The following is a 26,271-nucleotide window of genomic DNA, read 5'->3' on the forward strand; positions in this document are numbered from 1 at the left end:
CTGGCGTCTTTTCCATGAATGGGATGCTCTTATGAGCGCACTGTCGAATATCGTGAAGAAGGCATGCCTGATGATGACGGGGATACTGATTGTTTCCACCGTGAAGGCTGCTGAGCCTTCCACCTCGTCCTTTGATATGGAAGCCAACGGCATCGCCTATCGTATATTCACCGCTGCACCGCAGGAGGTTGCACCCGAAGGTGGTTATCCTGTCATATACATGGTCGACGGCAATCGCATGTTGCCGATTGCAGCAAAGCTCATGGCAGAAAACTCTGCCCTTAAGGCTGTATTTGTGGGCATCGGCTACCCGACTGACAATCAGGAAGAAATCGTCCGCCTGCGATATTTCGACCTCACGCCTCCGACACCTGACGATTTGATCCCAGTCCACTCCAATGTACCAAAGACTGGAGGACGAGATGTATTCTTCGACTTCATCGACAATCAGGTAAAGCCGGAAGTCGAAAAGCGTTTCAACGTCGATAAAAGCCGACAGGCCCTGTTCGGCCACTCTTTGGGCGGATTGTTCACCCTTTATGCCTTGTTCAACCACACGAATTCCTTCCAGAGCTATAGCGCAGCGGACCCATCGATCTGGTGGAATGATCGTTCAATTCTAACTGATAAAAATCAGTTCATTACGCGCTTCAAGGATACCCCTCGCCCAATCCGCTTGCTTATAGAAACCTCCGGCAAACGCGGTAGCCGCCCCGGCCAGACGAAACAGGACGATGACCGTCTGAAGAAACTGCGTGGCGGACCTTCCGGTTCAGACATCTTCAAAGAGCTTTCAGAACTACCGCAAGTCGACGTAGCCTTTCATCGTTTCGAGAATGAGAGCCACGGTTCAATGATACCGCTCACGGTGGCGGACAGCCTTAATTTCATTGTGCTCGAACAAAACCCCAAAGGCAAAAACAACTGAATTTTCTCTCTCGGTCTTTGACGGAGAAGATACTTGACTGTAAAGCACAGGATTGACGAAAGGATCGAAAATCATGCTGAATATCGCTCAACAGGTTACACGCTTGTGCGGTGCCGCCATAATGGCGCTGAGCATTGCCTCCACTGCAAATGCTGCTGATGTGACTATCAAGCATGCTCAGGGTGAAACAGCAATTCCAGCCTCACCGGCAAAGGTACTGGTTTTCGATCTTGGCACCCTCGACAATCTGGATCGCCTTGGCGTCAAGGTGACGGGTGTTCCCAGCGGCATATCGTTTCCTGAATATCTGAAGGAATATCAGGGCGACGAGTATGCGAAAATCGGCACATTGTTCGAGCCTGACTATGAAGCCGTTAATGCGGCAGAACCAGATCTTATTATTGTGGCAGGTCGTTCGGCTGCGAAATATGGTGAGCTTTCGAAGATCGCTCCAACCATCGATCTGACGACCAATGCGAAGAATTTCATCGCCGACACTGAAGCCAATGTCGAGAAACTTGGCCAGATTTTCGGGAAGGAAGCAGAAGCAAAGGCGGAAGCCGAGAAGCTTGATACCGCACTTGCTGCATTGAAGGAAAAGGCCGCCAACAAAGGCACCGGCCTTCTGATCCTCACTTCCGGCGGCAAAATCAGCGCTTATGGCCCCGGTTCTCGTTTCGGCGTCTTGCATGACAGTTTCGGGGTCAAGCCTGCAGCGCCTGACCTTTCCATCGGCAATCATGGCCAGCCCGTGAGCTCGGAATTTATCCTCGAAACCAATCCCGACTGGCTGTTTGTCATCGATCGTGATGCTGCCATCGGTCGTGAAGGCAATTCGGCAAAGCAGGTTCTGGACAATGAGCTCGTGCGCCAGACCAATGCCTGGAAAAGAGAGCAGCTTGTCTATCTGAACGCTCAGAACTGGTATCTGATTGGTGGCGGTCTCGGCGCGCTTCACGGCACGATCGATCAGCTTTCCCAGGCTTTCGACAAAGCAAAGTAACAGCTTTCCAAACCCAATCCGGTCGGGCCACTCGGTTAATAGCAGGTGGCCCGAAATCGTGATCAGGCAACAGAACAGGAAACGAGCGTGAAGGGACTTGCAGCAGCCATTGCCGTTGTTGTCGTACTGGCTGTCATCAGCCTGTTTATCGGCGTCAGCGATGTGTCGCTGAGTACGCTATTCGGCACCGAAAGCACTGACCGTGCCGCCGAAGTCATGCTTGTCAGCCGTATTCCACGCACCCTTGCAATCATTCTGGCAGGCATGTCCATGGCCGTCTCAGGCATGATCATGCAGATGCTGACACGCAACCGTTTCGTTGAACCATCCACGGCCGGCACGGTGGAATCTGCCAGTCTTGGCATCCTTCTGGTCATACTGTTTGCACCAGAAACGCCTGTAATCGGAAAAATGCTGGTCGCTTCTGTTACGGCGCTTGCCGGAACTGCTTTGTTCCTTCGCATTCTTCGCGCCATTCCGTTGCGATCCGTTCTTGTCGTGCCCTTGGTCGGCATCATGCTTGGTGGCGTTGTCAGTGCAATCACTACTTTCATTGCTTACCGCTTTGATCTTCTGCAATCGCTCAATTCCTGGACAACCGGCGATTTTTCCGGCGTTCTTCGCGGACGCTATGAACTCTTGTGGCTTGCGTTCTTCCTTACAATCATCGCCTACATTGCCGCTGACCGCTTCACGGTCGCGGGATTGGGCGAGGATTTTACCACCAACCTTGGCCTAAATTATCGCCGTGTAGTCACACTTGGCCTTGTCATCGTTTCGATGGTCAGCGCATCAGTCGTCGTGACCGTTGGCATGATACCTTTCCTTGGTCTTATCGTCCCGAACGTCGTCAGCATGTTCATCGGCGACAATATGCGGCGGGCTGTACCGTGGGTTGCAATACTCGGCGCTGGACTTGTTCTTGCCTGCGATATTGTCGGGCGAGTAGTCCGCTTTCCTTACGAAATTCCAATCGGTACGATGATGGGAGTCGTGGGAAGCGTCATATTCCTCTATCTTCTGTTGCGGCGGGGTTCACGCCTTGCTTAAGCGCCCTACCTTGATCCTCTCGCTCCTCTCTGTGCTCACTCTGCTTGCAGTGGCAGCATTCATGACAGTCGGCGCAAAGGGAAGCTGGTCTTTCATTCTGTCCTTCCGCGGCACCAAGCTTGCAGCCATGTTACTGGTCGCATACTCGATTGCGGTATCAACGGTGTTGTTCCAGACAGTCACGAACAACCGCATCCTAACCCCCTCGATCATGGGGTTCGACGCGCTTTATATTCTGATTCAGACATTGGTAGTCTTCTTCTTCGGCGCCGTTCAAATCGATTGGATCGGACCGAATATTCGCTTTCTGGCAGAAACCGCTATCATGGTGATTTTCGCTGGTACACTCTATTACCGGCTCTTCTCCGGAGCAACGCGCAGCCTGCACCTCGTTATGCTTGTCGGCATTGTCTGCGGTGTCTTTTTCCGCAGCATTTCCAACCTGATGCAGCGGATGCTTGATCCAAATCTTTTCGCGGTTCTGCAAGACCGTTTCTTCGCCAGTTTCAACACCATCAATAGCGACATTCTGATTATGTCAGCCGTCATTGTCGCGGCTGTTTCGCTCTACGGTCTGCGCTTCGTCTATGTCTTTGACGTCCTGTCACTCGGCAGAGATCCGGCAATCAATCTGGGCGTCGATCATCGACGCATCGTGCGCAAAATCCTGTTCATGGTCACGGTGTTGGTTTCCGTTTCCACCGCACTGGTTGGACCTATAACCTTTTTCGGTCTTCTGGTTGCCAATCTGGCTTACATGCTTGCCGGTTCGGCAAAACACCGGTTTATCCTGCCTATAGCCATCTTGCTTGCAATCCTCTGCATCGTTGGCGGACAGACCATTCTTGAACGGGTCTTCTCGTTCAATACCGCACTCAGTGTCATCATCGAGTTTCTGGGCGGCCTTGTCTTCATCATCCTTCTCGTCAGGGGGCACGCGCGTTGATAGAAATCAGCCAAGTCAGCAAATCCTACAACAGCACACTTGTCGTCGATGATGTGACCCTGAAATTGCCTGCTTGCGGCATAACCTCGATCATCGGGCCGAATGGGGCAGGAAAATCGACGCTGCTCTCGATGGTGAGCCGTCTCCTGCCAATGGACAAGGGTCGTGTGACCGTAGACGGACTCGATGTTTCAACGACATCCGGTGATGTGCTGGCAAAACGCCTTTCGATCCTACGACAGGAAAATGCGATCAATTCCCGCCTGACCGTGCGCGACCTCGTAACCTTCGGTCGTTATCCCTATTCTAAAGGCCGCCCGAATAGTGAAGACCGCAATCATGTCGAGCAGGCCATCGGTTATCTCGGTCTTGAAGATCTAAGCGGACGCTTTCTGGATGAACTTTCGGGCGGACAGCGCCAGCGTGCATTCGTAGCGATGGTGCTATGCCAGGACACAGATTACGTGCTGCTGGACGAACCGCTCAACAACCTCGATATGAAGCATTCAGCTTCAATGATGAAGCTGTTGCGGCGAGCTGCAGACGAACTTGGAAAAACCGTTGTTCTGGTTCTGCACGACATCAATTTCGCATCGTGCTATTCCGACCACATAGTCGCCATGCGCCACGGCAAGGTTGTGCATCAAGGAAGCCCGGATGAACTTATTCATCCGGAAATCCTTGCAGACATTTACGAGATGGAGATCGCCGTCGAAATTATCGGCGGCAAACGCATTGGCGTCTATTATCTTTAAGCAACCGCATCCTAGGGAAACATCATTTGCAAGGCATCATAGGATGCCAGCACGGTTTCCATTTGCGCCGTGTGTCCCTTGACGAAAGCATCGCCATAAACCGTCTCATCCGGATATTCGGTGATCAGCGTCAATGGCACCGTATGGCGGTCATCCACGCCGACGAGGCACGGAAACCCATTGATGATGCGGAAACCCGTTTCGCCTGCATGCTGCTCGAACAGCCTGATCTGGGCATTGTTATAGGCAACCAGGCCATCAATCGCGGCCAGATGTTTCGTCACGCGGTCGATTAGTTCTTCTGCTGCCTTCTCCCAGGAGGCATGGTGGCGGATGATCAGGAAAAAGCCCTTCGGCAGCGTCCACATGGCAAAGGAACGCGGCACATAACCGGACAGCGGACGCGTCCATTCATGCGATGGATAACCATGCAGGTTGACGTGCAGTTTCGCATCCGTCAGCTTTTCAGCCTCGATACGAATGGCCTTTTCATAAAGCCCCTCACCGCTGCGATATTCAAGATCGTCACCCAGCGCCGTATAGCGCGCGGCGTGATGCATGTGGTGCGGCTGAAGCGCACAAAGGCACTTGTGTATCTCGTATCCGTCCGGATTTTCCTGCGGGGAGATCGTGAAATGCGCGCTTTCGCGCGCAGCAAGCCGGTTGGCCGCCCGTAACGCGCCGACAACGCCGGTCGTTTCATTGGCGTGCTGTCCGGCGCTGATCATCATCGCGGCATCGCTGCCCTTGCGATAGGTCGCGCGCACCGTTCTGCCTGAACGGGTCTTTGCCTCGAACGGCTTGCCGCCCAGTCTGGCGATTTCACGGCGGATCTGATCGGCAGAAAGCGGCGCTTGCGCCGTCTCCAGAACCTGTTCTGCCGTCAGCGCGTCATCGGTTGAAAGCGAGCGTGTCTCCACTTTGACCGACGGCTCGGCATCGCGAAAGCGGACTTCCGGCACGATCTGGCCCGGTTGCAAACCACGATCGCCCACCGGGCGACCGGACTTCTTCTGAAAAACTTCGAGCAGCGAGAAGTAAATATCCTCGTGCATGGCTTCGGTAAGGCTCAGCGTTTCCTCATCGTAAGGCAGGCGGCGGTCGGTGATCGGCAGACTGACCGCGATGTTCAGCTCATCGAAATAAGGTTCGCCACGCTTCCAGTCATGGGCGGCGATGGTGGAGATGGTGTCATGAAACAGCTTTTCATAGGATGTCTCATAGCGCGCGCTTTCAATCTTGCCGTGCTGCGTGACGGCCAGCCAGCCGGTTGGCGACACCAGCGTTTCACCGATGAAATCCACATGCACGCGGTTCGGTGCGAAAACCCGGCGGCTCTCGGTATGGCCATCGGCAAAGGCCAGATCGACTTCATAATGAAAATCGTCTTTGCCCGAAGCCGAGAAATCCATCTCCGCCTCCGGAAGAAGTGCTGATAAAGGATAGGTCTCAAGCAGAAACCGGTTCTGCACACAGGCGTCATGACGCGGATAACGGATCGCTGCCGACTTCAGCGCAGAGCCATCAACTTCTTCCAGAAAGAAGTGCAGGAGCGGCTTATAAGCCGAGCGCAGCCGCACTTCGACGCCTGCCTCGCGCAGCGTCGTTTCCGCGGCAAAGCGGCTCGGCTGGTCATCGAACAGCCAGGCTTCCACCTTCGCGCCGCGCATTTCCGGTTTCAGGAAGCGTTCGACAAGTGCATGAACCGTACGCGGATAGGTTTTCTCAAAAAGCACGCTCATCGGGAATTCCTGCCAGTTGGATCGAGGCTGTCGCGCAGCCAGTCGCCAAGAAGATTGAGACCAAGCACCGTGAATAGAATGGCGAGGCCCGGGAAAATGCTCACCCACCATGCGGTCTGGAGATAAGTGCGCCCGTCGGCCAGCATGCCACCCCAGCTTGGAATGGTTGGATCAACGCCGAGGCCCAGGAAGGTCAGGCTCGATTCCAGCAGGATATTATTGGCGACATTGAGCGTCATCAGCACGATGACCGGACCAAGCAGGTTCGGCAGCAGATGCTGGAAGATGATGCGCCAGTCCTTCACGCCGATGGCCCGGGCTGACAGGATGAACTCGCGCTCGCGCAACGACAACACCGAGCCGCGCACCAGTCGCGCATATTGCACGCATTGCGAGACGATCAGCAAAATGATGGTGTTGAAAAGCCCGCCACCCAGAATAGCCATCACGGTGATGGCAAGCAAAATGAAGGGCATGGCCAGCTGCACATCGACAAAGCGCATCAGCGCCATATCCCAGAAGCCGCGATAATAGCCCGCGACGAGACCCATGATGGTGCCGATAAGAACGGAGCCGATCACCGAGACAAAACCGACAAACAGCGAAATCTTGCCGCCGGTAATGACACGCGCCAGCACATCGCGGCCCAGCGGATCGGTGCCGAAAATATGGGCCTGATTGACAAATGGCGGCGTCAGGCGCGCCAGGAGATCGATCTTGTTGGCGCCGCCCGGAAACAGATAGCCGGAGAAAATCACCGCCAGACAAATGCAGCCGGTCAGCACGACGCCGACGATGAATTCGAGGCTCGCAAAACGCGAAAACAGAACGGATGAGGTCTTGGTTGCCATGGGTCCTACTCCGTGCGGATACGCGGATCGACAAGGCCGTAGGCGATGTCCACGAGAAGATTGACGCCGATGATCAGCATGGAAAGGATCGCGATGGTGGCCTGCAGGACAGGATAATCGCGCCCGGCCACCGCGTCGAAGGCAAGCGTGCCCATGCCCGGCCAGTTGAATACGCGTTCCACCACGACGATACCACCGAGAAGACCGCCGAACTGAAGCCCGAGATAGGTGATCAACGGAATGGCGCAATTGCGCAGCGCATGCTTGTAGAGAACCTTGTTCTCGCTCAACCCCTTGGCGCGCGCCACCATAATATATTGCGATTGCAGCGTCTCCAGCATCGCCGTGCGCACAAGACGAACATTGGTTGCAGTCAGGATGATGCCCATGGTGAGCGCGGGCATGATGAAGCTTGCAATGCCGCTCATGCCGCTTGGCGGTAGCCATTGCAGCGAGATGCCGAACAGCAGCACCAGCATGGTCGCCAGCCAGAAGTTCGGAAAGGACAGGCCCACCAGCGAGCAGATGCGGATCAGCTGATCGGCCCATTTTCCACGCGACACCGCAGCCTTGATACCGAGTGGAACGGAAATCACGATAGAAACGAACAGCGAGGCGAAGGCCAGCATCAGCGTGGCGGGCAGAGCACCAGCAACGAGCGTGGAAACCGGCGTTCCACCGAGGAAACTGCGTCCGAGATCCATGGTGAACAGTCCCTTGAGGAACTGCCAATACTGAACGAAGAACGGCTGGTTGAGGCCAAGCCCTTCACGGATACGAGCGAGATCGGCTTCGGTAATGCTGCCTGCACCTTGCGTCAGCATCAATGCCGGATCGCCTGTCAGGCGGACCGCGAAAGCGACAAGCAGCGTCATCGCGACAAGCACAAACAGCGCCTGCAAAATTCGTTTGATCAGAAATCCGGCCACCAGTGCGCCTCCGAAATGCTGCGGCAAGTCGATCATGGCCGGCTTGCCGTATTGTCATTCTTGCTTACTCGACAGTCACATCCGTCAGACGCAGACGGCTGTCGGGAACCGGCACAAAATTCTTCACGCGCTTGTTGACGCCGAAGATCGCCTTGAGATTGTAGAGCGGCATTTCCAATGCACGGTCAGCTGCGTAATGCGCAATTTCCTGCAGGAGCTTTTCACGCTCACCACGATCAAGAACCGAACGCTGAGCTTCCAGCATCTTGTCGAGCTTTTCGTCCTTGTCGTACGGATTCCACTTCTCACCGGAATGGTACATGGAATAGGCCGTGTTATCGTAGTCGAAGGTCCAGCCGCCCCAAGCTTGCTGGAACATCGCGCCGGTCTTGCCTTGCGGGATGATGTCATTCAGCAGAACATTGGTGTCGTAAGGCTTGATCGTCGCATTGATACCAACCATCTGCAGGAAGCTTGCGACGGCCTGCGCCACTTCGTTGAAGCTTGCATCCTGACCGCGCACGTCAATCTGAACATTTGCGCCAGGCTGCACACCAGCTTCTTCGAGCAGCTTCTTCGCGCCTTCCGGATCGTAAGGCAACGGCTTCATGTTCGGGTCGTAACCGAAGGACAGCGCGCCCTGAAAGCTTGCAATCGGTTCTGCCTGACCGGCCAGAATGGACTGGATGATCGCATCACGGTCAACCGCCATGATTAGCGCCTTGCGAACGCGCTCGTCCTTGGTGATGCCGTCAGCAGTGTTGAAGCGCAATGCATAGACAGTTGGACCCGATGCAGTGACAAGCTCCAGCTTCGGATCGCCCTGAATGGTCGGGATCATGCCAATCGGAATGGTCGGGGGGATGACCAGATCGACGCGACCGGCCTGAAGTTCGGCAACGGCAGTGGAAGGCTCGGTGATGAAGCGATATTCCAGTTCGGAAAGTTTCGGCGCACCGCCCCAATGATCAGCGAAAGCCTCAAGTTTGATGCTCACCTTCGGTTCATAGGACACGAATTTGAATGGCCCGGTACCGACCGGATGCGTGTTGAAATAATCGTCGCCTTTTTCCTGAATGTATTTTGGCGGAACGATCATGCCACCATAACCGGCCAGCTTGGTGATGAGAACAGGGTCCGGTGCCTTCAAATGAAAGTCGACGGTCTTGTCGTCGATGACTTCCACCTTCTCGATGGCGATATAGTTGGAACGCTGCGGGCCTTTCGCACCCTCGTCACCGAGCAGACGCTCAAAGGTGAACTTGACGGCTTCAGCATTGAACGGTTCACCGTTCTGGAACTTGACGTTCTCACGCAGATGGAAGCGGATGCGCTTGCCTTCGTCTAGCTCTTCCCACGAGGCCGCGAGGGCCGGAACGATCTTGAGGTCCGGTCCGCGATAGACCAGACCGTCGAAAATATTGGTGGCGACAGAAGCCCAGTTGACGAGGAAAGTGTCGATTGGATCCCAGCTGCCTGGGTCCTGCGGCGACGAAACGGTCAGCTTTCCGGCAGCGAAAGCCGGAGCAGATACAAACACTGCCGCCGAGAGAGCGGAAGCCATGAGAACGGCTTTAAGTGTTTTCCTTATCATTGTTTTTTCCCCTTTGGGTTTCTGTTGAACTTTATGCGTCAGGCAGTTTCGGCCACAAAATGCCCGGTTGCGACCTCGCGATGGCGATAGATCGGCGGCTTGTCATCGATCCGGCGCGTCGTGCTTGGAATTTCACCTTCCAGTGCAGGCCGGTTGGTGCGCGCCGACGGATCGGCAATCGGCACCGCTGAGAGAAGCCGCTTCGTGTAGTCATGCGACGGTGTTTCGAAAACTTGCTGTCGCGAGCCGAGTTCCATGATCTGGCCGAGATAAAGTACAGCGACGCGATGGCTCATCTTCTCGACCACCGCCATGTCATGGCTGATGAAGAGATAGGCTAAATCCTGCTCTTTCTGCAGGTCCATGAACAGGTTGATAACCTGCGCCTGAATGGAAACATCGAGTGCCGACAGCGCTTCATCGGCGATGATGAGCTTCGGCTTGGAGGCAAGTGCACGCGCTATGCAGACGCGCTGGCGCTGACCGCCGGAAAACTCGTGCGGATAGCGCTTGGCGTGTTCGGGGCCGAGACCAACCCGCTCCAGCAATTCTGCCACGCGCGCATCGATCGCCTTACTATTGTCGAGAAGGCCATGTGTGCGGATCGGTTCTGCAATGGAAAAGCCAACCGTTTTGCGCGGGTCGAGCGATGCGAACGGGTCCTGGAAAATATACTGCACTTCGCGGCGCATGGCATATCGCTCGGCAGCACTCATGGCCGAATAGGCCTTGCCGTTGAAGCGAATATCGCCGGAAAGCGGCGTCTGCAATTGCTGGATGGTGCGCCCTATGGTCGATTTTCCCGAACCAGATTCACCGACCAGCGCCAGCGTTTCACCCGGATAAATATCGAAGGCGACCTTCGACACCGCGTTGCAGACATGCGTAACCTTACCGAAAAGGTTCTTCTTGATCGGAAAGCGCACATAGAGATCATCTACCGAAAGCAACGGCTTCCCATCATAGCGCGCCGTGTCCTGAATACGCTCCTCGCCCGTCAGAACCGGCACGCCATCGCGCATAGTCATGACCGGCATCCGCTTGGGGAAAGTTTCGCCCGTCATGCTGCCAAGTTTCGGGACCGCCGACAGCAGCGTCTTGGTATAGGCATGTTCTGGCTTCGAAAAAATCTGCCCGACCGGGCTTTCCTCAACCTTCCTGCCCTTCCACATGACAACAACATCGTCGGCCATTTCCGCCACCACACCCATATCGTGCGTAATGAAAATCACCGCCATTTCAAGCTCTTGCTGCAAATCTCTGATAATGTGCAGTATCTGGGCCTGAATAGTCACATCAAGTGCGGTGGTCGGCTCATCGGCAATCAGCAGTTTTGGGCGGCAGGCAAGCGCCATGGCGATCATGACGCGCTGGCGCATCCCGCCAGAAAGCTGGTGCGGATAGCGCTTCAGCAGTCCTTCCGCATCCGGCAGCCGCACCATTTCCAGAAGCCGCCTACCCTCGGCAAGCGCCGCCTGCTGGGTCATGCCCTCATGCAGCATCAGCACTTCGGATAGCTGGTTTCCGATGGTGAAAACGGGATTAAGCGACGTCATCGGCTCCTGGAAAATCATGGCGATCTCCTTACCGCGAATGCCGCGCATCGTCTTTTGATCGGCCTTAAGCAAATCGCGCTCGCCGAACAAAATTCGGCCGGACGGAAATTTCGCGCCGCTTATATCGGCAAGCCGCATGATGGAAAGCGACGTGATGGACTTACCCGAACCGGACTCTCCGACCACGGCCAGCGTGCGACCCGGATGTACCGAGAAACTCAGATCGTCAACGACACGGCTCGCGCCAAATTCGACACTGAGGCCATCAACGGTCAGCAGAGGCTTTGAAACTCGTTCGCTCAACTCGGTTCCGCTCAAACTTCCAACCCTCTTAAAGTGTGATGGCAGACCGCGTGGCCTGATTGAATGCGCCGGACATGAAACGCAAAAGGGCAGCCACTTCCGAAAGCGCTTCTTCAGACGGGCGCGCATTGGCGGTGGAATCAACCAGAAGGCGTTCGCGAATCTGCGCATAGCGCGCGCAGGCTTCTGCTCCTTTGGCGGTGATCTTCACCGTCTTTTCCTTCGCTGCCTTGCCGGTGGTCAGCAGACCGGCATTTTCAAGCTTGCGGATGGCATACGTCGCAATATGCGTATCTTCAATATCGAGAACAAGGCAGATATCGGCAAGCTTCTTCTCGCGATCACGATGACGGATCGAATGAAGAATCAGCACTTCGATGGGAGAGAGCCCCGGCAATCCTGCTGCAGCCATGCAGCGAACCATCCAGCGCGAAAACGCGTGCGATGCGAGAATGAGGCCATATTCAACCTCGGACATACCCGGCGAACCGCCTTCGGCAAGATGCGCAGACGATACAATGGGACCTATTGAGGCAACGGGGCGCAGATGCCTGGGCAACGCGACTTCATTGAAGTTTGTTTCTCGGGTCTCGGAAGACGCCGCTACAGTTTCTTCACTGTCCCTGTTCTTCCCCATTCTTGCTGCTCCCTTATTTATGTGTATTTTATGTCACCATCTTATCGACATTTTGTCAATAAAGTGGGACTATGAAATTCTGAAAAGATTTCGAAATGCACCAGTAGTGCTGTGTGAGGGAGCCGATAATGAGCGGAACAGGACGCGGAGTATGGGATTTCTGGATCGATCGCGGCGGCACGTTTACCGATGTCATCGGGTGCGATCCACAGGGCCAGCTCCATGCCCGTAAGGTTCTCTCCGAAAACCCGTCTGCCTATAAGGATGCCGCCGTTCACGGCATTCGCCTGCATCTGGGCCTGAAAACTGGCGAGCCGGTTCCTGCCGGTGTCATCGGGGAAGTTCGTATGGGAACGACGGTCGCGACCAATGCGCTTCTCGAGCGCAAGGGCGAGCGGCTGGCCCTTGTCACCACCAAGGGTTTTCGCGATGCGCTGCGCATTGGCTATCAGGAACGCAAGAACATCTTTGCGACCGAAATTATCAAGCCGGAAGCGCTTTATGAAAAGGTCGTGGAACTGAACGAACGCGTTCAGGCAGACGGCACGGTCGAAACGGCGCTCGATCCCGCCGAGGCGGAAGCCGTACTGGCTGCACTGAAGGAACAGGGCTACAAGTCCGTCGCCATCGCGCTCATGCATGCTTATAAGTTCCCTGCACATGAGGCTGAAATTGCTCGCATTGCGCGCAGTCTCGACTTTGAACAGGTCTCCGTCAGCCATGAAGTTTCGCCACTGATCAAGCTGGTCGGTCGTGGCGACACCACTGTCGTCGATGCCTATCTGTCGCCGGTTCTTCGCCGCTATGTTGCGCAGGTTGCCAACGAGCTGGATGTCGAGCGCACCGGCGCGCGCGTCATGTTCATGATGTCGTCTGGCGGTCTCACCGCAGCCGATCTGTTTCAGGGCAAGGATGCAATCCTCTCCGGCCCGGCAGGCGGTGTCGTCGGCCTCGCCCGCACCGGCGAAACAGCTGGTTTCCCGAAAGTCATCGGCTTTGACATGGGTGGCACCTCCACGGATGTCGCGCATTTCGACGGCGAATATGAACGCGCTTTTGAAACGGAAGTTGCCGGTGTGCGCGTGCGTGCACCCATGATGCTGATCCACACGGTCGCCGCAGGCGGCGGCTCGGTCCTGCATTATGACGCCGGACGTTTCCGCGTCGGCCCGGATTCGGCAGGCGCCAATCCCGGCCCGGCCTGCTACCGCAATGGCGGACCGCTCGCCGTCACCGATGCCAATGTCATGCTGGGCAAGCTGCTGCCGGAATTCTTCCCGGCAATTTTTGGTCCCGAACAGAACCAACCGTTAGATGTGGAGCGGGTGCGCGAACGCTTCACCGCGCTCGCAGCCGAGATTGGTGATGGTCGTTCGCCGGAAGCGGTTGCTGATGGTTTCATCCGCATTGCGGTTGCCAATATGGTCGAGGCCATCAAGAAAATTTCCGTCCAGCGCGGCTATGATGTGACGCGCTACGCGCTCAACTGTTTCGGCGGTGCGGGCGGCCAGCACGCCTGCCTCGTGGCCGATGCGCTTGGCATGAAGAATATTCTTCTCCATCCCATGTCCGGCCTGCTGTCCGCCTATGGCATGGGCCTGGCCGATATTCGCGCCACGCGCCAAAAGGCGCTCGGCGTCGCGCTCGATCCGGCAGCACCTTCAGCCTTGAAAGAACTGGGTGAAGAACTCGCGCAGGAATGTGTCGCCGAACTCACTATACAAGGCATTGAAGCAGATGCGGTTGAGCGACATCTGCGTGCTCACGTCCGCTATGCTGGTACCGATACGGTCCTCTCCGTCGAAGCCACCTTCCCTGCCGAGGACAATGCCGACCGTCTTCGCGCCGAGTTCGAGTCGGCCCATAAGCGCCGTTTCGGCTTCATTGCGGAAAACAAGGCTCTCGTTATCGATGCTGTGGAAGTCGAAGCCGTTGGCGGTGGCGCAGGCGAAACCGAAAGCGCCCAATCGCTCGACAGCGATCTGGAAGCCGAGACTGCCAAGCGGACCCGCTTTTTCTCGCAGGGCGAGTTGCACGATGCGGGCGTTGTCTTGCGCGAACAGATGCAGCGTGGCCAGACCGTCACCGGTCCGGCAATCATCATCGAGAAGAACCAGACCATCGTTATCGAAGATGGCTGGCAGGCGCGCCTGACTGCCCATGACCATGTTGTGCTGACACGTATCAAGGCGCTGCCCGCCCGCACAGCCATCGGCACTGAAGCCGACCCGGTCATGCTGGAGATTTTCAACAATCTCTTTATGTCCATTGCCGAGCAAATGGGCGTGACGCTTCAGAACACCGCCTATTCGGTGAACATCAAGGAGCGCCTCGACTTCTCTTGTGCGGTTTTCGACGCTGCAGGTAATCTCGTCGCCAATGCGCCGCATATGCCGGTGCATCTCGGTTCCATGGATGCATCAGTGGCGACCGCCATTCGCGAGAACAGCGATATCAAGCCGGGCGATGTGTTCCTCATCAACGCGCCTTATAATGGCGGCACCCACCTTCCCGACCTCACCGTCTGCACGCCAGTTTTCGATGACGACAATCGCGAAATCCGCTTCTGGGTAGCAAGCCGTGGACACCATGCGGATATTGGCGGTATCGCGCCCGGTTCCATGTCGCCGCTTGCGATCGATATCGAACAGGAAGGAGTCTATATCGACAATTTCAAGCTGGTGGATCGCGGCACCTTCCAAGAGGAGGCGCTCGCTGCTCTGCTGACTGGCGCCACCTATCCTGTCCGCAACCTGACGCAGAACGTCAACGACCTGAAGGCGCAGATCGCGGCCAACGAAAAGGGCGTCGCCGAGCTGAAAAAGATGATCGATCTTTTCGGCGAGGATGTTGTGAAAGCCTATATGGGCCATGTTCAGGACAATGCCGCTGAAAGCGTGCGCCGTGTGCTCGACAAGCTGCCGGACGGCCATTTCACCTATGAGATGGATCAGGGTTGCCAAATTGAGGTGCGCGTCACGATCGACAAGGAAAAGCGCGAAGCGACGGTCGATTTCACCGGCACGTCGGAACAGCGTTCCGACAATTTCAACGCACCGGAACCCGTGACCCGTGCAGCTGTGCTTTATGTCTTCCGCGTGCTGGTCGAGGGCGACATTCCAATGAATGCGGGCTGCCTGCGACCGATCAAGATCGTTGTGCCGGAAGGCTCAATGCTCTCGCCGCAATATCCGGCGGCGGTCGTGGCGGGCAACGTCGAGGTCAGTCAGGCTGTCACCAACTGCCTGTTCGGCGCGACCAAGGCCATGGCCGCAGCGCAGGGCACAATGAATAATCTGACCTTCGGCAATGATGAATATCAATATTACGAAACCATCTGTTCCGGCGCCCCCGCCGGTCCGGGTTTCAACGGTGCAGATGCCGTGCATACACATATGACCAATTCCCGCCTCACCGATCCGGAGATTCTGGAAACACGCTTCCCGGTGTTACTGGAAGATTTCCATATTCGGCAAGGATCGGGTGGCAAGGGCAAGTGGCATGCTGGCGACGGCACCAAGCGCACGATCCGTGCACTTAAGACGCTCGATTTCGCCATTCTCTCAGGGCATCGCCGCGTAGCGCCCTTCGGCCTTGAAGGCGGCAAAGCCGGTCAAACCGGTTGCAATGAAGTACGGCGAAAGGACGGCTCCATCGAAGTGCTCGGCAACTGTGACCAGACCATTCTGGAAGCAGGTGAAGCCTTCACCGTCATCACACCAACCGGTGGCGGTTACGGTAAGCCTTAGTAATTGGCCTGCCCATCGACCAGCACAGCGCCGCCAGCTGAAATTCTGGCGGCGCTTTGCGTTCAACCAGTATAGATTGGTTAAAGTCGTCTCATAGTGACCAAAGGCTAGTGAATGCTTTTTCTACCCTTCTGATCCCGGCTGAAAGGTGTTAGAATTATTCACTCAAATTATTCAAATAATTAGTAACAGATCCTAATAATTGTGGCGTAATGGTCGTTTTGGACCCATCTTTAGAATTAAATTTCTGCGATCAATAGAACCTCAACCAGTTCACGGATACCGAAAATGAAATTCGCTCAGATCATCGCTACCGCAGGCATCATTCAGGCAGCTCTCCTCACTGGCGCTATGGCCGGAGAAAATCTCGACGCCATCAAGTCGGCGGGCGTTTTAAAGATCGGCACTGAAGGCACCTACGCGCCGTTCACCTATCACGACAAGGACAACAAGCTTGTCGGCTTCGACGTGGAGATTGGTGAAGCCGTTGCCGCCAAGCTCGGCGTAAAGCCGGAATTCGTTGAAGGCAAATGGGACGGGCTCATCGCTGGGCTTGATTCCAAACGCTATGATGCCGTTATCAACCAGGTAGGCATTACCGAAGAGCGTCAGAAGAAATTCAACTTCTCCAACCCCTATATCGTTTCCAAGGTCGTTCTGATCGTCAACGACAAGGACGATACGATCAAGGGTTTTGCTGACCTTAAGGGCAAGAAGTCAGCGCAGTCGCTCACCAGCAATTACGGCAAGCTCGCGAAGGAAGCCGGCGCTGAACTCGTAGCCACAGACGGTTTCGACCAGTCGATCCAGCTTGTTCTGACGGGCCGTGCGGATGCGACCCTTAATGACAGCCTGTCTTTCCTCGACTTCAAAAAGCACCAGCCGAAGGCTCCGGTCAAGGTTGTGGCCGAGAAAGAAAATGCCGACGCGTCGGGCATCATCGTCCGCAAGGGCGACGATGATCTCGTTACGGCGATCAACAAGGCTCTCGACGAAATTAAAGCCGACGGCACCTACGACAAAATTTCACAGAAGTATTTCGGTCAGGACGTTTCCAAGTAAGCGTTTTTCCTGGTTTACAAGACGAAGCCGGAAGCTACTTCCGGCTTCGTCTTATTGTGATTGTGAAAAACTATTCCCAAGACATGAATGTCAGACTGTATAAGATAAGGACGCGCAGGTTCATCGGCGCAAGTTCATTTCAGTCTGACTTTATGCATTATTGAGGAGCCGAAAACCGTGCCCGATTGGCTTCAACTGATGGTGGAATCCCTGCCGACTCTTTTGTGGGCTGGCTTGATTTTCACCATTCCCCTCACCCTTCTGTCCTTTGCATTCGGCCTGACATTGGGGCTCCTGACTGCGCTCGTGCGGTTGTTCGCTCCGCTTTGGCTTTCATCTATCGCACGCTTTTATGTCTGGATATTCCGCGGCACCCCCCTGCTCGTGCAGTTGTTCGTAATTTTTTACGGCCTGCCTAGCGCGGGCATCTATCTCGATGCATTTCCAGCGGCCGTGATTGGTTTCTCTCTCAGCGTTGGTGCTTATAGTTCGGAGATTATCCGGGCGGTCATATCTGCCGTTCCGAAAGGTCAATGGGAAGCCGCATATTCCATTGGTATGAGCTGGCGTCAGGCACTTGCCCGCACCATTCTGCCACAGGCAACCCGGACTGCAGTGCCTCCGCTCTCCAATTCCTTCATTTCTTTGGTGAAGGACACGTCGCTTGCAGCCGCCATCACCGTGCCGGAGCTTTTCCAGTCCGCGCAACGTATCGTCGCGACCACTTACGAACCTCTCATTCTCTATATCGAAGCAGCCCTGATCTATCTCGTGATGAGTTCCGTACTCTCAGCGCTGCAAGTGCGCCTTGAAAAACGCTTCGGACGTTATGGCGGCACAATGGAGACAAACGCATGATCGAGCTGCAACATATCGTAAAGCGCTTTGACGACGCTGTGATCCTTAATGATATCAACGTTGCGATTGCCGAGGGCACAGTAACAGCACTAGTCGGTCCATCCGGCGGAGGCAAAAGCACGTTGCTGCGTTGCATAAACCTGCTGGAGATTCCGACGTCGGGCACTCTGGTTCTGGGTGGCCAGAGCCTCAGCTTTGAGCCTGACCGTAAGCCGAGTTGGCAGGCAATCCAATCAATCCGCCGCCAGACAGGCATGGTGTTTCAGAACTTCCAGCTCTTTCCTCACCAGACCGCGATCCAGAATGTGATGGAAGGCCTCGTTACGGTTCTGAAATGGCCGAAGGACAAGGCAAAAGAACGTGCGGCGGAATTGCTCACAAAGGTAGGGATGGCGCATAAAGCGGATGCTTGGCCTTCAACGCTCTCTGGTGGCCAGCAACAGCGTATCGCGATTGCACGTGCATTGGCACCATCCCCGCGTGTTCTGTTATGCGATGAGCCCACCTCGGCCCTTGACCCCGAACTCGCCTCCGAAGTCGTTGATGTTCTGAGCAAACTTGCAAAGGAAGGCACCACCATGGTGATCGCGACACACGACCTGCGGCTCGCTTCCAAAATTGCAAAGAACGTCGTCTTTCTCGAGTCGGGCAATATCGTTGAAACGGGCTCCGCACACGAGGTTTTCACGCAGCCTACGCGTGAGCGCACAAAACAATTCGTTGCGACAATCAACGCGGCCCATACTTACGACATCTAACCTGCAGACATATCGTCTCCTTAAGGGCTTTCGCCACCAGCGAAAGCCCTCGGGCGCGCCGTTGGCTCAAATTTCATACGTGCATTCAAAATTTTCCGGCGGCTCTCGACAGCCTGCCCCTTGGTAAAACAGAAAACCACTGTTACATTATGCACAACGTAGAAATTGAAGCGCCTTGCTTGCGTCCTGACAGGTTCGCGCGGCGCCATAAGGACAAAAACCTTGAAGAACCCCGACGAGCGCACCGCCGAAATGGTGCATCAAGGGGCGTCCGGCGGACAATCGGGCAATTCGCAGGCCCGGAATCCGTCCGATAACGGCAAGCGCAGACCGCGCAATAAAGTCGTTACAGATATCGGCAATGCCCGTAGTGCATCCGATTCAGGACGCTCAAAGCCAAAGGACGAGACCGAAGGCACGAATTCGCAGAGCCAACGCAAACGCGCGCGTCGGCGTCGGCGCGGTAAGTCTGTACCGGCTGTTGAAGCTTCTGCGCAAAAGCCCGAGGCTGCAGAAGCAGCGAACAACCAACAGCGATCTTCCGGAAAAATCTCGAATCGCCGCCGCCGCGCTCGTAAAAAGAAGCAGTCACGACAACAAGATGCGCAGACGCCGCTGGTAGCTGAAGCTGCGTTGAAGTCTACGCATAATGTCGCGCGCCCGGAAGGCCAACATGCATCGACGCCGAACAAGCGTAAGGGCGGCAATGGCCAAATGCCCCGCGCTGCTAATGGCGCGCATCACGAAAAGAGCGACGCTCCACTTTATGCGGCTTTGGATCTTGGCACAAATAATTGCCGCCTGCTGGTTGCGTCGCCGACGCGGCCGGGCCAATTCCGCGTTGTGGATGCATTTTCACGCATCGTACGATTGGGAGAAGGCTTGAGTGCCACTGGCCAGCTTAGCGAAAATGCGATGGATCGTGCCGTTGAAGCACTGAAGGTTTGCCGTGACAAACTTGCAGGCAAGAAAATCAGACGTTCGCGACTGATAGCCACCGAAGCCTGCCGTTCGGCTTCGAATGGCGAAGCATTTTTGGCACGGGTTCTGGCGGAAACCGGACTTGAACTGGAGATCGTAGACCGGCAGACGGAAGCCCGGCTCGCTGTTTCAGGCTGCGGTACACTGGTTACCCGCGAAACGGATGCCGTCGTGTTGTTCGATATTGGTGGCGGCTCTTCTGAAATTGCGCTGATTGATGTTTCCCGTCGCCGTTCTCCTCGTCTGGCAGAGCATATCATGGCCTGGACGTCTCTTCCTGTCGGCGTCGTGACGCTGGCAGAACGTTTCGGCGGACGCAACGTCACGCAGGAAAGTTTCGATTCCATGGTTTCGCATGTGACCGATTTGCTTGCGCAATTTGCCGAGCGGCAGTGCCTCGGAAATCTGACTGCCAGTCCACGTTTTCACCTGCTGGGTACATCTGGAACCGTAACCACGCTCGCTGGAATTCATCTCGGCCTCGACCGCTACGATCGGCGCCGGGTCGATGGCATGTGGATGGGTGCCGACGATGTGACGCAAATGACCAACCGTCTTCTGTCGTGGGATTTTGACGCTCGTGTAGCCAACCCGTGTATTGGCGCAGATCGCGCCGATCTGGTATTGGCAGGCTGTGCTATTCTCGATGCGATACGCAAAGTATGGCCCAGCGAAAAACTACTTGTTGCCGATCGTGGTTTGCGTGAAGGCATTTTGACCGAACTGATGTCGCGCGACGGCGCATGGCGACACAATCGCGCGACAGGCGCTAGAAACAGGCACTGAAAATGAGCAAGGCAGGCGGAAACAAGGGTGGAGTAAAAACTGGTGGTCGCGGTGGCGCGGGCTCCAGCAATCTGCAGGTACGTGTGAAGAAAAAGGCAGGCACGATCAAGGAATCGTCACGCCGCTGGCTGCAGCGCCATTTGAACGACCCCTATGTGCACAAATCCAGGCAGGACGGATATCGTTCGCGCGCAGCCTACAAGCTCATTGAAATCAATGATCGTTATGATCTGCTCAAAAAGGGCCAGAAGATCATCGATCTCGGCGCTGCGCCTGGCGGCTGGTCGCAGATCGCAGCCAAGATTGTCGGTTCAACCGACGAGAATCCGCACGTTGTTGGCATCGACTACCTTCACGTCGACCCCCTGCCCGGCGTTGTCTTGCTGGAAATGGATTTTCTCGACGATGAGGCGCCACAAAAACTGATGGATGCGCTCGGTGACAAGCCCGATTTAGTTATTTCCGACATGGCTGCCCCGACGACAGGCCACCGCAGGACTGATCATCTGCGTACCGTGCATCTGTGTGAAGTCGCCGCTGATTTTGCCATTTCGGTTTTGAAGCCGGGCGGGCATTTTCTCACCAAGACATTCCAAGGTGGCACGGAAAATGAACTACTAGCTCTGCTGAAGCAGAAGTTCCGCTCTGTGCATCATGTCAAACCACCTGCATCACGCGCGGAATCGGTCGAGCTTTATCTGCTCGCCCGCGATTTCAAAGGCTAAAGCTTATTTTCCGGCTGAGGTGCTCGCGGCTTCGACGGCTGCGGGCTCCTTACCGTGATGTTTCACGACTGTTGGCGCAGACAGTTCCTTGCCTGCATCAGGTGCGAGCCGCGCAAACCAGAGAAAAGCCAGAGCGGAAACGGCAGCAACCACAAAGAAGCCGATGTGGAAGTCCACCAATTCGAGATGGGCTCCGCGTAACGACGTACTGATTTCCAGAATACCACCTGCCAGTGCCACACCGATAGCAATGGAAACCTGCTGCGCCACTGCCGTGATGGGCGTCGCCTGACTGGTCTTTTCATCGGGGATTTCGGCGAAAGCAAGCGCATTGACACCTGTGAAAAACAACGAACGCGCAAAGCCCCCCACCAGCAAAAAGCCGATGATGATCCAGTAAGGTGTTGTCGGTGTGAACAGGCCGTTGACGGCAATGAAGCAGGCCGAAATCAAGGACCCTGCCATCAAGGCGCGCCGGAAACCAACGCGAACGAAGATACGCTTTGCACCGAATTTCATGCTGATCGCACCGATCGCCGAAACGAAAGTCATCATACCCGACTGAAACGGTGTGAGACCAAAGCCAAGCTGAAACATCAATGGCAGCAGGAATGGAATAGCCCCGATCCCGAACCGGAAAATGCTGCCGCCGATGACTGCGGAACGAAATACCTGATTATCGAAAAGTTTCAGGTTCAGCAGCGGATCATCGGTTCTCCTCGCATGCTGAAGATAGAGAGCCGTGCAGACGATACCGATTGCAAGGGTTGTAAAACCAACCGCAGGCGGCAAGGCTGGCAGGCTGACGACCGACAGTCCGAAGACAACGCCCGACATTGCGATCCCGGAAAGAAAGAAGCCCGTCCAATCAAGGCGCTTTACGATGCGCTCGTCTGTGTCCGGCAGGAACCGCGTTGCAAACCAGATACCGACGAAACCGATCGGTACATTAATCAGGAAAATCCAATGCCAAGTCAGGAAAGTCGTGATGAAACCACCGACTGGTGGACCTACCAGCGGCCCGACCATTGCTGGAATCGTAAGCCACGCCATAGCTGACACAAGTTCGCTGCGCGGAGTCGAACGGATAAGTACGAGACGGCCAACCGGTGTCATCATCGCACCGCCCATGCCCTGCAAAAACCGCGCAACGACGAAAGCAGTCAGTGAATTCGATGCAGCGCAGGCTACTGAACCAACCACGAATACCGCAATTGCAGCCCGGAAGACATTCTTGGCCCCGAAGCGATCGGCCATCCAGCCGCTGACGGGAATAAAAACTGCGAGCGCAACAAGGTAAGCGGTCAGCGCCAGCTTGAGCGCAATAGGGCTTGTACCGATGTCAGCAGCGATAGCAGGAAGCGACGTCGAGATGACGTTCGAATCCATCTGCTCCATGAATAGGGCTATGGCCAGTACGAGAGGAATGATGCGATTCACGGTAATATTCCGAAATGACGGATATTTAAGAGCTGACAATCCTATGTAGCGCCACACTGATTATTGCTAGTCAGAGCAGCGTCACATTGCGGTGAATATGCGATAAAATCAGTAATTTATCGCGGTATTGGGCCTAACTGGCTCTCTGCCGACAAAAGTCACTGAATTTCTCACGCCAGATTTCAACCGTTCACATTTGCGTAAAACAGGGTTGCGCTTCCCGTAACAGCTTGTTACATTTCGTTACAGTTTCACGAGGCTTCGAACCGGGTGGGGGGCCGCTCCGGTTCAAGGAGGTAGGAAATGAACGATATTACAAGAACCGCCATCATCTACGGAATGATGATCATTTCACTGAACACTGCGCTTGCAGTCGGCCTTCTTGGGCTTGATTTCCTGCATTAAAGCGCGCCCCTAAACAAAGTTTTTTGCCCTCCAGGCAGACATGAAAAAGAGCGTTTCCAATAAAATGGAAGCGCTCTTTTCGTTTCAAACAGTCTCCGCAGCGTTGGCAAAGATTGCACTTTGTGCCTCACAGTCAGAGAATTCGACCCTGACTGTTCGGGTCAAAGAAGACCGACTTGTCCAGATTGAAGGCCAACGTGGCCGGTTGTCCCGCAGCGATGCGGGCATCTGCGCGCAGTCGTGCCACAACGTGCTTGCCGCCCAATCGCGTGACAGCAAACGTATCCGAGCCTGCGGGCTCGACAACATCGATCAGGCAATCCCCTTCCACTATCGCATTTGCATTGCGATCAGCTCCATCCGGATCTGTGAGTGCTTCAGGGCGAATACCGAAGACAATATCCTGGCCTTCATAAGCGCCTAGTCCTTGGGGCGCCGCCTTCAATGGCAGCTTCAGTGGCTCGCCTTCGCCTCGTCCGAGATTGATGGCATAGCCCGAACCGTTCTTTTCAACCCGAACAGTTAGCAGGTTCATTGCTGGCGATCCCATGAAGTCAGCAACGAACATATTGGACGGATTATTGTAGATTTCGGCTGGCGTTCCGAATTGCTGCAAGATTCCATCCTTGAGAACGGCGATCTTGGTTGCCAGCGTCATTGCCTCGATCTGATCATGCGTCACATAAACGATCGTAGTTTTCATCCGGCTGTGCAGCCGTTTAATCTCGGTGCGCATGTCGACACGCAGCTTGGCATCGAGGTTGGAAAGTGGTTCATCGAACAGGAAGACCTGCGGATTACGCACCAGAGCACGCCCCATGGCCACGCGCTGACGTTGGCCGCCTGAAAGCTGGCTTGGTTTGCGATCCAGCAGATGGCCGATCTGCAGGATATCGGCAACTTCCTGAATAGCCTTATCGCGCTCCGCCTTCGGAACCTTACGAATTTCCATGCCGAAAGCGATATTCCCGGCAACCGTCATATTCGGATAAAGTGCATAAGACTGGAAGACCATTGCAATATCGCGCTGGGATGGATGCAGGCCGGACACCGACTTGCCATTGATGGCTATGTCACCCGATGTGATCGGCTCAAGCCCGGCGATAGTATTCAACAATGTTGACTTGCCGCAGCCAGACGGGCCCACGAGAACGAGGAAACCGCCTTCATCGATCTCGATATTGATATCCTTCAAAACCGAAACATTGCCGTAGGATTTGTAAAGATCAGATATTTTCAGAAAAGACATTGCAACTTATCCCTTAACGGCACCGGACATCAGGCCACGTACGAAATAGCGACCGGAAACGATATAGACGATCAGCGTCGGCAGAGCTGCCAGGATGGCAGCTGCGAAATGGACATTGTATTCCTTAACGCCGGTGGAGGAGGAAACCAGATTGTTGAGTGCAACCGTCATCGGTGTGGAATTCGCACCGGAGAAGGAGGCACCAAACAGAAAGTCGTTCCAGATGTTCGTGAACTGCCAGATCACCGACACAACGATGATCGGTCCTGAAGACGGTAGCAAAATACGCCAGAATATCTGGAAGAAGCTCGCTCCGTCGATCTGCGCCGCCCGCACCAGTTCTGTCGGGAAGGCTTCATAATAGTTGCGGAAATAGAGCGTCGTGAAACCGATACCGTAAACCACATGCACGAGGATCAGTCCCCAAATCGTGCCCGCGATCCCCAGAAAACCAAGAACACGCGCCATCGGAATGAGTACGATCTGGAACGGAATGAAGCACGACAACAGCAATAAGCCGAAAAAGATGTTCGACCCGCGGAATTGCCATTTGGTCAGAACGTAACCGTTCAACGCGCCGACAATAGTCGAGATCGCAACGGCTGGAACCACCATCAGGATCGAGTTGATGAAGAACGGCTTCAGCCCGGTAGGCTGAACTCCGATCTGTGCGGTCGACCATGCAGATAACCATGGTTCGATGGTCCATTGCTGCGGGAGGTTCAACATCCCGCCCTGGCGGATTTCTTCAAGGGGTTTGAAGGAGTTGACCAGCATCACATAGAGCGGCAGCAGATAATAGAATGCGAAGAGCAGTAGCGCAGTGTAGATCAGCGCTCGCGTCAGCTTTCCGCTGTTGATGGCATTGTCTTGCGACTGGGCGCTCATGACCGCGACCCTCCGCGAATTTCAGAGTAAAGATAAGGAATGATAATCGAGAAGATCATCGCCAGCATGATAATCGCTGACGATGCACCGATGCCCATCTGGTTCCGTGTGAACGTATAGGAATACATGAAAGTCGCAGGTAATTCGGTGGCCTGGCCTGGACCACCACCGGTCAGCGCAATAACAAGATCATATGCCTTGATCGCCAGATGAGCAAGAACCACGAAAGCCGACAGGAAAACCGGACGCATCAACGGGATAATGATGCGGCGATAGATCATACCGGATGATGCCCCGTCAATCTGCGCCGCTTTGATGATTTCATTATCCACGCCGCGCAATCCTGCGAGGAACATTGCCATCACAAATCCGGAGGATTGCCACACAGCAGCAATCACCAGACAGTAGATTGCCATTGTATTGCTCTTGATCCAGTTGAAGGAGAAACTCTCCCAACCCCATAAATGCATTGTGTTTTCCAGACCGATACCTGGATCGAGAAACCACTTCCATGCCGTTCCAGTGACGATGAAAGATAACGCCATGGGATAAAGATAGATCGGACGTAGAACGCCCTCACCGCGGATCTTCTGGTCAAGAAGGATCGCCAGGAACAGCCCGATAACCGAACAGATAATGATGTAGAGCGATGCAAAGATCGCCAGATTGGTGATCGCACGCCACCAATGAGGCAAGGCCCACAGCTTAGTGTAATTCGTAAGTCCGACGAAGCCATATGACGGCAGCATTCGGCTATTGGTTAGCGAAAGAACGCCCGTATAGATGATGAAACCATAGACAAACACGAGCACTATCAGAAAGCTCGGGCCCAGAACCAGCTTTGGCACCAGTTCCTGTAATCGGTTGTTACGCTGCATATCTGCGTCACCTTGTTTACGCCACCCGGACTATGCCAAACATCAGGCACAAGTTCCGGACATCTGTTTGATCGGCATTCCAGCGCTTCTGCATTATGCGCGACCGAATGCACCCAATAAGTTCAGTCTGCTGCAATTTCCGATGGAAACATGCAGGCCTTCATCATGCAATTGTTGTTTTGATTTCTGGCCACTAAT

The 26,271-nt window shown here is 55.0% G+C and carries 21 protein-coding genes; 11 read left to right on the forward strand and 10 right to left on the reverse strand.

Features of this window, described 5'->3' with window-relative positions:
• The first annotated feature begins 31 nt into the window (after window positions 1-31).
• From AAE521_RS01605 to AAE521_RS01625, 5 genes are all read left to right on the forward strand, one after another.
• Window positions 32-928, forward strand: a complete 897-nt coding sequence (locus tag AAE521_RS01605; protein ID WP_071632159.1) for an alpha/beta hydrolase — start codon at window positions 32-34, stop codon at window positions 926-928.
• Window positions 929-1,001: 73 nt separating this feature from the next.
• Window positions 1,002-1,931, forward strand: a complete 930-nt coding sequence (locus AAE521_RS01610) for a siderophore ABC transporter substrate-binding protein (protein ID WP_342060336.1) — start codon at window positions 1,002-1,004, stop codon at window positions 1,929-1,931.
• An 87-nt stretch (window positions 1,932-2,018) separates the two neighbouring features.
• The gene (locus tag AAE521_RS01615) at window positions 2,019-2,981 is read left to right on the forward strand and encodes an ABC transporter permease (protein ID WP_071632158.1); all 963 of its coding nucleotides are present in this window, start codon (window positions 2,019-2,021) and stop codon (window positions 2,979-2,981) included.
• The gene (locus tag AAE521_RS01620) at window positions 2,974-3,927 is read left to right on the forward strand and encodes an iron chelate uptake ABC transporter family permease subunit (RefSeq protein ID WP_342060337.1); all 954 of its coding nucleotides are present in this window, start codon (window positions 2,974-2,976) and stop codon (window positions 3,925-3,927) included. The genes AAE521_RS01615 and AAE521_RS01620 overlap by 8 nt, the downstream gene beginning before the upstream one ends.
• Window positions 3,924-4,682: an iron ABC transporter ATP-binding protein gene (locus tag AAE521_RS01625; protein ID WP_010658986.1), complete on the forward strand. Its 759-nt coding sequence runs from the start codon at window positions 3,924-3,926 to the stop codon at window positions 4,680-4,682. Before AAE521_RS01620 ends, AAE521_RS01625 begins: the two co-directional genes overlap by 4 nt.
• 11 nt (window positions 4,683-4,693) lie before the next feature.
• On the opposite strand, the gene AAE521_RS01630 is transcribed toward AAE521_RS01625, so the two are convergent.
• The 6 genes from AAE521_RS01630 to AAE521_RS01655 form a co-directional block, all read right to left on the reverse strand.
• A complete protein-coding gene (locus AAE521_RS01630) occupies window positions 4,694-6,424 on the reverse strand; it encodes a M14 family metallopeptidase (protein ID WP_071632156.1) in 1,731 nt (576 codons plus the stop codon).
• The gene (locus AAE521_RS01635) at window positions 6,421-7,275 is read right to left on the reverse strand and encodes an ABC transporter permease (RefSeq protein WP_342060338.1); all 855 of its coding nucleotides are present in this window, start codon (window positions 7,273-7,275) and stop codon (window positions 6,421-6,423) included. Before AAE521_RS01635 ends, AAE521_RS01630 begins: the two co-directional genes overlap by 4 nt.
• A gap of 5 nt (window positions 7,276-7,280) precedes the next feature.
• Window positions 7,281-8,204 carry an ABC transporter permease gene (locus AAE521_RS01640; protein ID WP_071632246.1) on the reverse strand — a complete coding sequence of 308 codons (924 nt, stop codon included), beginning with the start codon at window positions 8,202-8,204 and terminating at the stop codon, window positions 7,281-7,283.
• A gap of 64 nt (window positions 8,205-8,268) precedes the next feature.
• Entirely contained in the window at window positions 8,269-9,798 is a 1,530-nt protein-coding gene (locus AAE521_RS01645; protein WP_071632155.1) for an ABC transporter substrate-binding protein, read from the reverse strand.
• A 38-nt stretch (window positions 9,799-9,836) separates the two neighbouring features.
• Window positions 9,837-11,672 carry an ABC transporter ATP-binding protein gene (locus tag AAE521_RS01650; protein ID WP_071632154.1) on the reverse strand — a complete coding sequence of 612 codons (1,836 nt, stop codon included), beginning with the start codon at window positions 11,670-11,672 and terminating at the stop codon, window positions 9,837-9,839.
• A gap of 13 nt (window positions 11,673-11,685) precedes the next feature.
• On the reverse strand, window positions 11,686-12,294 hold the full coding sequence (locus tag AAE521_RS01655) for a winged helix DNA-binding protein (protein ID WP_071632153.1): 609 nt from the start codon (window positions 12,292-12,294) through the stop codon (window positions 11,686-11,688).
• A gap of 128 nt (window positions 12,295-12,422) precedes the next feature.
• Between AAE521_RS01655 and AAE521_RS01660 the strand changes: the two genes are divergently transcribed.
• The 6 genes from AAE521_RS01660 (at window position 12,423) to AAE521_RS01685 (ending at window position 21,213) form a co-directional block, all read left to right on the forward strand.
• A complete protein-coding gene (locus AAE521_RS01660) occupies window positions 12,423-16,043 on the forward strand; it encodes a hydantoinase B/oxoprolinase family protein (protein ID WP_342060339.1) in 3,621 nt (1,206 codons plus the stop codon).
• A gap of 288 nt (window positions 16,044-16,331) precedes the next feature.
• Window positions 16,332-17,105, forward strand: a complete 774-nt coding sequence (locus AAE521_RS01665) for an amino acid ABC transporter substrate-binding protein (protein ID WP_071632151.1) — start codon at window positions 16,332-16,334, stop codon at window positions 17,103-17,105.
• 177 nt (window positions 17,106-17,282) lie between these two features.
• Complete coding sequence (locus AAE521_RS01670) at window positions 17,283-17,963, forward strand: ABC transporter permease subunit (protein WP_071632150.1); 681 nt, start codon at window positions 17,283-17,285, stop codon at window positions 17,961-17,963.
• Window positions 17,960-18,721 (forward strand): amino acid ABC transporter ATP-binding protein, encoded by a 762-nt coding sequence (locus AAE521_RS01675; RefSeq protein WP_071632149.1) that lies wholly within the window; start codon window positions 17,960-17,962, stop codon window positions 18,719-18,721. Before AAE521_RS01670 ends, AAE521_RS01675 begins: the two co-directional genes overlap by 4 nt.
• A gap of 222 nt (window positions 18,722-18,943) precedes the next feature.
• Window positions 18,944-20,488 (forward strand): Ppx/GppA phosphatase family protein, encoded by a 1,545-nt coding sequence (locus tag AAE521_RS01680; RefSeq protein WP_071632148.1) that lies wholly within the window; start codon window positions 18,944-18,946, stop codon window positions 20,486-20,488.
• Between the two features lie 2 nt (window positions 20,489-20,490).
• Window positions 20,491-21,213, forward strand: a complete 723-nt coding sequence (locus AAE521_RS01685) for an RlmE family RNA methyltransferase (RefSeq protein ID WP_012093175.1) — start codon at window positions 20,491-20,493, stop codon at window positions 21,211-21,213.
• A 3-nt stretch (window positions 21,214-21,216) separates the two neighbouring features.
• Here the strand turns inward: AAE521_RS01685 and AAE521_RS01690 are convergent, their stop codons facing one another.
• From AAE521_RS01690 to AAE521_RS01705, 4 genes are all read right to left on the reverse strand, one after another.
• Window positions 21,217-22,653, reverse strand: a complete 1,437-nt coding sequence (locus tag AAE521_RS01690; protein WP_071632147.1) for a DHA2 family efflux MFS transporter permease subunit — start codon at window positions 22,651-22,653, stop codon at window positions 21,217-21,219.
• A 538-nt stretch (window positions 22,654-23,191) separates the two neighbouring features.
• Window positions 23,192-24,307, reverse strand: a complete 1,116-nt coding sequence (locus AAE521_RS01695; protein ID WP_071632146.1) for an ABC transporter ATP-binding protein — start codon at window positions 24,305-24,307, stop codon at window positions 23,192-23,194.
• Window positions 24,308-24,313: 6 nt separating this feature from the next.
• Window positions 24,314-25,195 carry a carbohydrate ABC transporter permease gene (locus tag AAE521_RS01700; protein ID WP_010659002.1) on the reverse strand — a complete coding sequence of 294 codons (882 nt, stop codon included), beginning with the start codon at window positions 25,193-25,195 and terminating at the stop codon, window positions 24,314-24,316.
• A complete protein-coding gene (locus AAE521_RS01705; RefSeq protein WP_071632145.1) occupies window positions 25,192-26,073 on the reverse strand; it encodes a carbohydrate ABC transporter permease in 882 nt (293 codons plus the stop codon). Before AAE521_RS01705 ends, AAE521_RS01700 begins: the two co-directional genes overlap by 4 nt.
• Between the last annotated feature and the right edge of the window lie 198 nt (window positions 26,074-26,271).

The sequence above is a fragment of the Brucella cytisi genome (assembly GCF_038433355.1).
GTDB classification, from domain to species: domain Bacteria; phylum Pseudomonadota; class Alphaproteobacteria; order Rhizobiales; family Rhizobiaceae; genus Brucella; species Brucella cytisi.

Bases quoted from the DNA above. Each gene is read 5' to 3' on its own strand.
- AAE521_RS01605 (WP_071632159.1), top strand. From the start codon at position 32: ATGAGCGCACTGTCGAATATCGTGAAGAAGGCATGCCTGATGATGACG.
- AAE521_RS01610 (WP_342060336.1), top strand. From the start codon at position 1,002: ATGCTGAATATCGCTCAACAGGTTACACGCTTGTGCGGTGCCGCCATA.
- AAE521_RS01630 (WP_071632156.1), bottom strand. From the start codon at position 6,424: ATGAGCGTGCTTTTTGAGAAAACCTATCCGCGTACGGTTCATGCACTT.
- AAE521_RS01635 (WP_342060338.1), bottom strand. From the start codon at position 7,275: ATGGCAACCAAGACCTCATCCGTTCTGTTTTCGCGTTTTGCGAGCCTC.
- AAE521_RS01645 (WP_071632155.1), bottom strand. From the start codon at position 9,798: ATGATAAGGAAAACACTTAAAGCCGTTCTCATGGCTTCCGCTCTCTCG.
- AAE521_RS01655 (WP_071632153.1), bottom strand. From the start codon at position 12,294: ATGGGGAAGAACAGGGACAGTGAAGAAACTGTAGCGGCGTCTTCCGAG.
- AAE521_RS01660 (WP_342060339.1), top strand. From the start codon at position 12,423: ATGAGCGGAACAGGACGCGGAGTATGGGATTTCTGGATCGATCGCGGC.
- AAE521_RS01665 (WP_071632151.1), top strand. From the start codon at position 16,332: ATGAAATTCGCTCAGATCATCGCTACCGCAGGCATCATTCAGGCAGCT.
- AAE521_RS01675 (WP_071632149.1), top strand. From the start codon at position 17,960: ATGATCGAGCTGCAACATATCGTAAAGCGCTTTGACGACGCTGTGATC.
- AAE521_RS01685 (WP_012093175.1), top strand. From the start codon at position 20,491: ATGAGCAAGGCAGGCGGAAACAAGGGTGGAGTAAAAACTGGTGGTCGC.
- AAE521_RS01695 (WP_071632146.1), bottom strand. From the start codon at position 24,307: ATGTCTTTTCTGAAAATATCTGATCTTTACAAATCCTACGGCAATGTT.
- AAE521_RS01700 (WP_010659002.1), bottom strand. From the start codon at position 25,195: ATGAGCGCCCAGTCGCAAGACAATGCCATCAACAGCGGAAAGCTGACG.
- AAE521_RS01705 (WP_071632145.1), bottom strand. From the start codon at position 26,073: ATGCAGCGTAACAACCGATTACAGGAACTGGTGCCAAAGCTGGTTCTG.